The sequence below is a fragment of the Pseudomonas sp. FG43 genome (assembly GCF_057809175.1).
Genome location: NZ_JBMDJL010000033.1, coordinates 23,180 through 33,713, shown reverse-complemented (window position 1 = coordinate 33,713; position 10,534 = coordinate 23,180). Strand labels below are relative to the sequence as shown.

8 protein-coding genes and 1 rRNA gene are annotated in these 10,534 nt (G+C 56.1%); 4 read left to right on the top strand and 5 right to left on the bottom strand.

From position 1 onward, the window contains the following. Both ACODS3_RS26130 and ACODS3_RS26125 read right to left on the bottom strand, forming a co-directional pair. Nucleotides 1–521 (bottom strand): 16S ribosomal RNA (locus tag ACODS3_RS26130); the annotation flags it as partial. 438 nt (nt 522–959) lie between these two features. After that, complete coding sequence (locus tag ACODS3_RS26125) at nt 960–2,663, bottom strand: molecular chaperone DnaJ (RefSeq protein ID WP_489036943.1); 1,704 nt, start codon at nt 2,661–2,663, stop codon at nt 960–962. 207 nt (nt 2,664–2,870) lie between these two features. Here ACODS3_RS26125 and ACODS3_RS26120 point away from each other — a divergent pair, with 207 nt between their 5' ends. Then, entirely contained in the window at nt 2,871–4,502 is a 1,632-nt protein-coding gene (locus ACODS3_RS26120; RefSeq protein ID WP_201017820.1) for a methyl-accepting chemotaxis protein, read from the top strand. 59 nt (nt 4,503–4,561) lie between these two features. Here ACODS3_RS26120 and ACODS3_RS26115 read toward each other — a convergent pair whose 3' ends face one another. After that, nucleotides 4,562–5,470: a LysR family transcriptional regulator gene (locus ACODS3_RS26115; RefSeq protein ID WP_201017821.1), complete on the bottom strand. Its 909-nt coding sequence runs from the start codon at nt 5,468–5,470 to the stop codon at nt 4,562–4,564. A gap of 229 nt (nt 5,471–5,699) precedes the next feature. Here ACODS3_RS26115 and ACODS3_RS26110 point away from each other — a divergent pair, with 229 nt between their 5' ends. Next, entirely contained in the window at nt 5,700–7,118 is a 1,419-nt protein-coding gene (locus ACODS3_RS26110; protein ID WP_489036940.1) for a coniferyl aldehyde dehydrogenase, read from the top strand. Nucleotides 7,119–7,205: 87 nt separating this feature from the next. Beyond that, nucleotides 7,206–7,883, top strand: a complete 678-nt coding sequence (locus ACODS3_RS26105; RefSeq protein ID WP_489036938.1) for a type 1 glutamine amidotransferase domain-containing protein — start codon at nt 7,206–7,208, stop codon at nt 7,881–7,883. Between the two features lie 59 nt (nt 7,884–7,942). Here ACODS3_RS26105 and ACODS3_RS26100 read toward each other — a convergent pair whose 3' ends face one another. Beyond that, on the bottom strand, nt 7,943–8,827 hold the full coding sequence (locus ACODS3_RS26100) for an arginase family protein (RefSeq protein WP_201017824.1): 885 nt from the start codon (nt 8,825–8,827) through the stop codon (nt 7,943–7,945). A gap of 141 nt (nt 8,828–8,968) precedes the next feature. Here ACODS3_RS26100 and ACODS3_RS26095 point away from each other — a divergent pair, with 141 nt between their 5' ends. Beyond that, the gene (locus ACODS3_RS26095) at nt 8,969–9,859 is read left to right on the top strand and encodes a LysR family transcriptional regulator (protein WP_304576156.1); all 891 of its coding nucleotides are present in this window, start codon (nt 8,969–8,971) and stop codon (nt 9,857–9,859) included. Nucleotides 9,860–9,869: 10 nt separating this feature from the next. Here ACODS3_RS26095 and ACODS3_RS26090 read toward each other — a convergent pair whose 3' ends face one another. Continuing rightward, nucleotides 9,870–10,400 carry a glyoxalase superfamily protein gene (locus ACODS3_RS26090; protein ID WP_489036936.1) on the bottom strand — a complete coding sequence of 177 codons (531 nt, stop codon included), beginning with the start codon at nt 10,398–10,400 and terminating at the stop codon, nt 9,870–9,872. Nucleotides 10,401–10,534 lie beyond the last annotated feature (134 nt).

Below are 10,534 nucleotides of genomic sequence, written 5' to 3'. Positions count from 1 at the left end.
GCTGCTGGCACAGAGTTAGCCGGTGCTTATTCTGTCGGTAACGTCAAAATCGTCACGTATTAGGTAACGACCCTTCCTCCCAACTTAAAGTGCTTTACAATCCGAAGACCTTCTTCACACACGCGGCATGGCTGGATCAGGCTTTCGCCCATTGTCCAATATTCCCCACTGCTGCCTCCCGTAGGAGTCTGGACCGTGTCTCAGTTCCAGTGTGACTGATCATCCTCTCAGACCAGTTACGGATCGTCGCCTTGGTGAGCCTTTACCTCACCAACTAGCTAATCCGACCTAGGCTCATCTGATAGCGCAAGGCCCGAAGGTCCCCTGCTTTCTCCCGTAGGACGTATGCGGTATTAGCGTCCGTTTCCGAGCGTTATCCCCCACTACCAGGCAGATTCCTAGGCATTACTCACCCGTCCGCCGCTCGCCACCCGGTACAAGTACCTGTGCTGCCGCTCGACTTGCATGTGTTAGGCCTGCCGCCAGCGTTCAATCTGAGCCATGATCAAACTCTTCAGTTCAAACATATCTGGGTTTTGAGAAAACCCTAAACTTGGCTCAGCAATCGTTGGTTACATCTTTGATTTCTCGCGGAGTAACTTGCGTTGCTGATAATCTGTTGACTTCAGTCTTACACCACAAGCACCCACACGAATTGCTTGATTCAGTTGTTAAAGAGCGATGGGTTGAGCCTTTCGTCTCAACCGAGGCGCGCATTCTACAGCGCCCTTTGTATCTGTCAAGCGGTTATTTCAACAAGTTTTCAAAGTTTCCTTTGCAACTTCAACCACTTGCGCTTCGATCAACTTCGCGTTGCTCGTTAGCGGGAGGCGAACTATACAGCACTTGAGAAAGCTGTCAAACCCCTTATCTCAACTTTTTTACATCAATCTGAAAGCCCGCTTCCGATGCTTATATAAAGAAAGCCGCCACGCCTCCGGAGACAACCCAGATCGGGATCACTTCTGGTGAACAGCTTCCATCGCCTTCTTCGCCATATCCGCAGCCGAGCGACACATGTGCACTCTCTGCGCCCACTCGCTCTGAGCACACTCATTGGAGTCGAGAGCTGCCCGACAAGCTTGCGACATCGTCCGGCGCAGGTTATCCGGGTTGCAGTCAGACTGATAACTGCCTTGAGATGCCGCGGATCGCTCTCTGGTACCTCCAGGTTGTGACATGACGAAGAAGCCAGCACTCAGCATGCAGAAGAAAGCACCAAGAAACACACCGCCAAACATCATTTTCCTGGCTCTGAACATCCGTGTCAGGGCGGCATAGGGCCTGGGATAGCGATAAGGGGCGAACGCTATCCATATCAGAGTCACGGAACAATGAAGCGCCAACCCAAGCCCGCCGCCTTTCCACCCCATCACCCCGCCCATGACAGCAAGCGGCAGTGCGTGCTGCACCACCTTGGCGTTCGCGGTCGGCCCGCTGATGACATCAGGCAGAAGACGAAGGCTCAGCCATTCATCCAGTGTCGCAACAACCTCGCAGAGCGGACGCCATATATACATGTACGCCATAAGGCCAGGAACCATCAGCAAGGGATACAGAATCAGAAACCACAGATCCTGATCCCGCTGGAAATACAGCGAAAGGCCGAACAGCAAAACTACAGGCAACGCCGCAAGCCCCAGCCAGCGCCTGGCCTCAGGAGAAAAAGGCTCATGCGCCCGCTTCCAGCATTCAAGGTCGGCATCGGGAAAGGCTTCGAGAACACCGGGATATCGCAGCGTCATTTGCTCGACAAGCCGTTTGCAGATAATACGAACATTGTCATCTTCAGCTCTGGCCATTCGCCTGCGCTCAACAGGACTATAAGCACCCAGCAATAAATGCACGGCACGCCCCTCGGCACTGAACGGCTTTTTACTGAGCAGACGCTGCAGATGTCGGACAAAATCATCCCTCTCGCCGCGTTCGATCAGTCGCTGCCAGATAAAGGCTGGCTCCGGGTGCAGGTCTTGCTTCGCATCCCAGCCAAACAGGGAACAAACCTGCTCGAACAAGGCAGAGTTCCAGCCGGTTGTGTTGTGCAGCAGGATCATGACCCAACGCTGCAAATGCTCACTGCGCTCCAGCGACGCCAGCCAGGGCTGTTGACGCAACGCCTGCAACTCATCAATGAAGGCCTCTGTATCTTCGACCTGTAGTCGAGCCTGCAACTGCGACTGATGGGAGTCGAGCAATGCCTGGGTCAACCAGACAGCCTGATCACCATTCATAGGCGCTTGTTGCCATGGAGTGAGCCAGTTCAACTGCCTAGTCGCGGCCCGGAGCAGACTGACCTCACCCTCAGGATCGGCAAGGCAACGCAGCAACAGTTCTTGCTCAAAATCTTGCGTACAACCCAGTGCCTGAGCCTGAAGATAGTGCTCAGGCAGATTATCGACTGTTGTTTGATCAACCAGCACCCGCCATGACGGCGATGCATCATGCCTGGCTGGCGCCACCTGATCAGGCAGTTCGGCAACCTCATCGCTTTCGTCCCGATAGCGAGCAATATGCAAAGCCTGCTCATAAGCATCGCGCAGGCGCTGAAAGCCCTCGGCATCGTCATCAGGACGATTGCTTTTAAGCAGCCGCGCATACTGCCGCTTGATGCTGCGCTCGTCGGCGTCATCAGGCAGTGACAGAACCGTCCAGCAATCACTCATCGCTGCCACTCACTTTATTCGAAGTCGTCAATGCGCTCCCTCCAGCCGATCTTTCCATTACCAAGTGATACAGGCAGTGCATCATCATAACCGCAGCAGACTGTCGATTCTGCGACTTGATTCCAGCAAATATCGGCAACTTTCTAAAGCTGAACCGCTTTAGGTCGATAGTTTCAGACTGTCAACTCCCTATCGACGGCACTTCCCATGACTCTCAGAAACCTCAACATCGCCCCACGGTCGTTGCTTTGCTTCGGCTTTTTTGCATTGTTGGTTACAGCACTGGGACTCTTCTCACTGCTGCAATCATCTGACTTGAAAGAGTCCCGGGAAACACTGCAAGACAACGTATTGCCAACGGTTCAGGCAGTCGATCAGATCAAAAGCGATCTTTTGACCATTCGACTTGGCAACAGCGGTCTGCGCCTGGCACAGGACGCCACCGCGACCAATGCAGCCCAACAGCGTGTCGTTCAGGCTCGTAGCAGCCTTGAAGCCGATGTCCGCAAATTACAGTCCTTGCTGGTCACCGATGAAGGCAAGAAGACATACGACAGCATGTCCCGCAATCTGAACAACTATCTGGCCATACACTCGCGGTACCTGGAGGCCATGACGCAAAAACGCGAGGACATAATCACCGCGCTGACCCAACCGACAGGTGAAATGACCCTGGCAGCCGATCTGTTGGCCAAGGACATCGCTGAGATTTCCCGCCTGTCAGACTTGAAGGTCGCAGAATCCGATGTCGCCGCCGACAAGACCTATGCCCAGGCTCGCAATGTCACGATCATTGCCATTCTTGTCGCGCTCGCCGCGACGCTGGCATTGGCCGGCATATTTACCCGCAGCCTGACGGCACCGATTGCCAAGGCATTGGCGGTGGCCGAACAGATTGCGGTCAATGACCTCAGCAAACCCATTGCAGCCGACGGCAAGGATGAGCCGGGACGCTTGCTGGCCGCCCTCTCGATCATGCAGCAGAACCTGCGACGCACGCTGAGTGAGTTGGGTAACTCATCCAATCAACTGGCTTCCACGTCCGAAGAATTGACGGCCGTGACCGAAGATTCCCTGCGCGGCGTTCAACGCCAGAACGATGAAATCAATCAGGCCGCCACCGCAATCAATCAGATGAGCGCAGCGGTTGAAGAAGTTGCGCGTAACGCCATCATGGCCTCCACCGCCGCACAGGAATCCAGCAAGTCGGCAGAAAATGGCCGTAAACGTGTAGACGAGACTGTCAGCGTGATCAACGAGCTGCACGAATCGGTCGGCGCTACCGCCATTGAAATCGATGGTCTGGCTGTCGAGGTGCAAAGCATCAGCGGGGTTCTGGATGTCATCCGGGGTATCGCCGATCAGACCAACCTGCTGGCCTTGAACGCAGCAATCGAAGCGGCTCGGGCCGGTGAAGCAGGTCGTGGCTTTGCGGTGGTTGCCGATGAGGTACGGGCACTGGCTCATCGCACCCAACAGTCGACTGCCGAGATCGAGAAAATGATCGCGTCCATTCAGGGCGGTGCAAGCAAGGCCGTCAGTGCAATGGGCCACAGCAGCGAACGGGCTCGTACCAGCCTCGACGTCGCCCAGGCAGCGGGCCACGCACTGGTGGAAATCACCGCAGCGATTGTGCAGATCAACGAGCGCAACACCAGCATCGCCTCAGCCACGGAACAACAAGCGCAAGTGGCCCGTGAAGTGGATCGCAACCTGACCAGCATTCGAGACCTTTCAGCCCAGAACGCTACAGGTGCAAACCAGACTTCGGCAGCCAGCGGAGAGCTGTCGCAGCTGGCAGTCGGCCTTAATCAGTTGGTGTTGCAGTTCCGGATGTAAGCTCACCAAATCTTGAAAACGCTGGTCGCCGGGCAATTAATTGCTCGAAAGCGACCGGCTCACTCACCTTCAGCGCTTTGACGGTCAGCCCGCAACCGCCACAACAAGGACTGTCGTGCATGCGCCACACGCGGCTGACGCAGGGCGCTGGGAATCCACAGCAAGTAATACTCACGACTGGCCGGGCCAACCGGAGCCGGTATTTCCAGAAGCTCGCCGCGTTCAATATAAGGGCGGCATAAATAAGCCGGCAACGCACTCCAGCCAAATCCCTCCTTGAGCAGACTGCATAAAGTACGCAAGTCCTGGCCTACCATCGCCGGCATCAGATTGGGGGCTTCTATCCTGTTCACTTCCAGCCAGCCATCGATGAGCGGCAGGTCCAGGTTATAGGCAAGTACCGGCTCACCCAGCAACGCTTCATTGAAATCCGGCGCACGAGTCAAACGCTGAACCACGGACGGTGCCGCCACCGCCAGGACGTCATCGACAAACATCAGCTCACTGCGCAGGCGCTTATTATTGGGGGGTGCGGCAGAGATCCCGAGATCGCAGTGACCTTCGATCAGCATATGCGTGATCGATTCCTGGTTTCCGCTCTGCATCCTGATGCGAATGCCGACCTCCAGCAGAGGCAGCAATTGTCTGGCCACCACTTCAGCCAGAACGTCAGCGTGCCCGATGATTTGCAACGCCCCCGCCAACTCCACCGAACGCGCTCTTGCCGATGACAGCGCGGCTTCGGCTGCATCGAGCTTGTCTCCGATATCCGCTGCCAGTTCGTCCGCTGCGGACGTAGGTTCGACGCCCCGCGACTGACGCTCGAACAGGCTCCTGCCTATCGCAGCTTCAAGCCCCGAAATGTGCTGCGACACCGCAGGCTGCGTGAGGCTTAAAGTACGCGCCGCACCACTGATCGAGCGCTGACGGTAAACCTCGATAAAGGTCCTCAAACGAACAAGAGACATACATATCCCATAAATTATTTTATGACTGCACAAAAAAGCCGTTGTTATACATCAGGCCTTGGCCCTCATAAGATAGCCACATCGCTTGAGAAAAGCGCTCATGAACGACGAAACGAATGACTTTTTGCCGAACAAAATTTTATAGCAGATCAACCTGACCTCTTTCGGTCGATCTGCATGTTCCGCTCAACATCATCCACATAACGTCAATAGCTCAGGAGCAAAGGCCATGCCTTTCCAGCCAGATACCAAAGAATTGAAAGCCCTTCTGCTGAACATGAAACGTGCCCACACAGCGGCAGGCCCGGCGGATGCAAAACTGCGCCAGGACCGACTGATCCGTGGAGCCAGACTGCTCAGCGATAACCATGAAGTCATTGGCAAAGCCATCAATGCAGACTTCGGCAATCGCAGCCTCTATCAGTCTCTGATGGCAGATACTGTCATGACGGTAAAAATGCTTCAGCATTCTGCCGAGCATGTGGCTGAGTGGATGAAGCCTGAACAGGTTACAGACCCGGCACCCGGCATGCAGGCCTGGATCCAGCAGCAACCTCTGGGTGTGGTCGGTGTGATCAGCCCCTGGAACTTCCCGATCAACCTGGCCTTCGGCCCGCTCGCAGGTGTATTTGCAGCTGGCAATACCGCCATGCTCAAGCCATCCGAGCTGACGCCCAGAACATCGGAACTACTGGCAGAACTGATCGCAGGTTATTTCGACCCTCTGGAACTGGCGGTGGTATTGGGAGATGCGAATGTTGGCGCATCGTTCAGCGGGCTGCCTTTCGATCATCTGGTCTTTACCGGCAGCACCACGGTGGGACGTCATGTGATGCGGGCAGCGGCTGAAAACCTGGTCCCCGTCACCCTCGAACTGGGCGGCAAGTCGCCGGTCGTCGTGGATGAGGACTTCGATATCCGCACGGCAATAGAGCGCACCCTGACGATCAAGACATTCAATGCGGGCCAGATATGCCTGGCGCCGGATTACATGATGATTCCGAAGTCGAAGGTCGAGGCACTGACCGATGCCAGCAAGCGCTTCGTTGCCAGCAGTTTCCCGAGCATCCAGAACAATCAGGAATACACCTCCATCATCAGCCAGCGCCACTATGAACGACTCGTGGGCCTGATCGATGATGCACGTAACAAAGGTGCAACGATCGTCAATCTGGCGCCGGAAGGCGAACCGGGCTTCGACGCCAAGTCACGCAAGATTGCGCCTCATCTGCTGCTGGATGTGAACGATAACATGCAGGTCATGCAGGAAGAGATTTTCGGCCCGCTGCTGCCAATCAAGACCTACACCGACAGGGCTGAACCGGTGGCCTATATCAATGCCAACCCGCGCCCGCTCGCTGCCTATTACTTCGGCAATGACAGCGAACGACAACACGCCTTTGCAATCCAAACCACTTCAGGCGCTCTGGTGGTCAACGATGTGATGAGCCACGTGTCCATCGATACCCTGCCGTTTGGTGGCGTAGGAGCATCCGGTATCGGCGCTTACCATGGCGTTCACGGTTTCAGACGTTTTACCCATGCAAAACCCGTTGTTATACAGAGCGAAGATGGCGCTTCAAACCTGCGACTGCGCGCACCTTATGGCGATAAATCGGCACCGCTCGAAGCCTTCCTGAAAGGCTGACCGTCACTTGCAATGAAGATAATGCGCAGGCAGTCAACCTGACCGCCTGTGCCTCACCTGACTCATGGACATTACGAGGAAACTGCAATGAAAGTATTGATGGTACTGACCTCTCACGATCAACTGGGCAACACCGGCAAGAAAACCGGCTTCTGGCTCGAAGAGTTCGCAGCCCCTTATTACACCTTCAAGGATGCCGGCGCTGAAATAGTCGTGGCCTCGCCTGCCGGTGGCCAACCGCCTCTGGACCCGAAAAGCGACCTGCCGGACTTCCAGACCGAACTGACCCAGCGCTTCAAGGCTGACCCGGCCGCGCAAAAAGTACTGGCGAACACCGTCAAACTGGACAGCGTCAGCCAGCAGGATTTCGACACGGTTTTCTATCCAGGCGGCCACGGCCCGCTCTGGGACCTGGCAGAGTCGAAGCGTTCCATCGAACTGATCGAATCCTTTCAGCGCGCCAACAAGCCAATCGGTTTCGTCTGCCATGCGCCGGGCGTCTTGCGTCACGTCAAGGCCGCCAATGGCGAGCCGTTGATCAAAGGCCGTCGCGTCACCGGCTTCACCAATGGCGAGGAAGAAGCGGTAGAACTGACCGATGTCGTTCCCTTCCTTATCGAGGACGAGTTCATCGCACTGGGCGGCCTCTATGAAAAAGGCCCCGACTGGCAGCCCTACCTGGTCGAAGACGGCAAACTGGTGACTGGCCAGAACCCTGCCAGCTCTGAAGCCGTCGCCAAGGCTTTGCTGAAACAGTTGGCGTAAGCCTTTGCAGAAAAACGGGGAGTCAGGCCGATAAGGCGTGACTCCTTGTTTCCATATATTCAGGCTGGCTTGCCAATCAATGGCAACCTGGCAAGCATGTTTTTCATGGCCAACGCATCCCATGGCAGGTGCTCGGCAATACCCAGCCCCACCACATCAGCTACTTCAGCCATTTCCCCCAGCAACTGAACGACCTGTTCGATCGTCAGTTCGCCCTGCGCAACGCCATCGAAGGTTCCCGCTGCAATGTCAGGCCTGGCGAACAGCAGAGCCCGAAAAAAGGCAGGGTCCAGAGCGTCAAGATCAAAGTGGATTGCCAGGTGCTTTGCGCCAGTGGATTCAAACCACTCGATGACAGGCTGGCTGCCTTGTCGAGCCAGTTGCTCGGGGCCAACATTTTGCAGCCCCAGCCGCTGCATCTCGGCGGCTTCCCATTCGCTCGGGTCATGCAGGCCAACATACATGACATTACCGGGCTTGACGGGACGGGCTACCGCTTTGACGAAGTCAGGGTCCCCGTTGCCCAGCAGGTTACCGAGCACCATCGCGTGAGCATGGGGGAACTGTTGCGGTGTCATGATATCCGAATGGGCATCGACCCAAAGCACCGCCAGGTCACCCGCGTAACGCTCATTCAGATAGGCAAAAGGCGCCAGATCCACAAGGCAGTCGCCACCCAATACAACAAGACGATCAGGTTGATGTTTGTCGATCAATGCTCGTGCAGCGTGCAACTGATCAAGCAGTGCGTTGCGGCCAACAATCCCGTCTTCAAGCGGCAGCGGCGATTCGTGCGGCTCCACAACAGGCACCTCCTCGACCGGACCGCGGTGTTCCGGAGCCAGCCAGGCCAGAAGCCGAGAGCCGAAATGGTAAGGAGGGTTGTTACCGCCCTGCCATTGCGGGAATAGCAATCGCAAGGTCTTGTCGGTGGGCGCAGACATGGGCGTTTCCTTGAATGGGGATCAGCAGTGCCACAGGAAGATGCCGATGGCCTGGCACGAAGAGAGTCGCTGTACTTTATTGAGTTACAAAACGGAGATATACAGGCTTATAGTTGACGCTTTGTTGCACAGATTGAGCATATGGATCGACTAACCGCAGCGAAGGTATTTCTGGAAACAGTGGCACGCGGCAGCATCTCGGCGGCAGCAATGCACTTGGGCATGTCCCGCGCCATGGCGACTCGCTATATCGGCGTGATGGAAGAATGGGCCGAAGCGCGCTTGCTGCACAGGACCACACGCAAACTCAGCCTGACCGCCGCAGGAGAACAACTGCTGCCCACCTGCAAAAACCTGGTGGCCTTGTCGCTGGACGTAAGCACACTGGCAACACAAACGGAAAACGCCCCAAAGGGGTTACTGCGTGTCACAGCGTCTTCAATCTTCGCGGAATACTGCCTGACCGACGCGCTGATGGAGTTTCTTCAGCTTTATCCTGCTGTAACCATTGATCTGCAGATCGTGGATCGCACTACCAACCTGGCTGAGGACGGGGTCGATCTGGCAATTCGGGTGACCAATCACCTCGACCCGAACGTGATCGCGAAAAAGCTGGGCCAGGTACGCTCATTCATCTGCGCCAGCCCGGCTTATCTGGAGAAATACGGTGCTCCGGGCGACGTGCGAGACCTGCAGGTTCATAACTGCCTGACCTATGCGTATTACGGTCGCAACCTCTGGCATTTCAACGTGAATGGCGAAAACATCGTGGTGCCGGTCACCGGTAATTTCAGCACCAACGAAGCATCCATCATTGTGCGTGCTGCCTTGAGTGGAACCGGCATCGCGATGCTGCCGCACTTCGCTGCCGAACAAGCCATTCGAGAGAAACGCCTGACCCGGCTCTTCCCCGAATCCCGGGTCGAAACGCTTGGCATCCATGCCGTATACCTGTCACGTCAGCGCATGCCCCATGCGCTGAGGACATTGATCGACTTTCTATCCGAACGGCTTGCGGGCCAGCCTGAGTGACCCGGCGATATCAACTCTGACAAAAACGAATCCGGTTACCGAACGGATCGTGTATTTCCAGAACCTTCCCCCAGCCCTGCTCGACAATATCCGGGCGACCATATCCGTAACGCTTGGCAAGTAATTCATCGCGAAGCCGTTCGATATTGTGCATGGGGACAAAAATCGTCGCGCCGGGGCTTGCATCGCCATGATGCTCGGAAAGGTGAAGCTGCAGACCATCCCGGCTGATGCCCAGGTAAAGTGGCAGGTCCGCCTCGAATCGGTGCTCGAATTCGACACTGAAACCCAGGAAATCAAGGTAGAACTCGCGAGCCTTGGTTTCGTCGAACATCCGCAATATCGGGATGGGCTTCTCGAAAGTAATGGCAGGCTGGGGAGTGCTCTGCGCGAGTAGCGCCGAAGCCGTGTTCCAGTCCTTGTAACCCAGTTGCTGCGCGACCAGTTCAAGTGCAGCCGAATGAGACAGCTCTTGATTGCCCACCGCCAGCGAGGCGCGCAGCCTCTTGGCCATCTGCTTGGCTTGCTCGATTGAAAACATCGTTCCTCCTGAAGTCGAGGCATTCTGGTGCTCGCGTTGCCAAAACTCGACCGTAGAGAAATACGACAGGGTTCGGAACATGAAGAAATGCTTTCACCTTCCCTTCGGGAGCGAGCGGCGGGCAGCATCGGCCA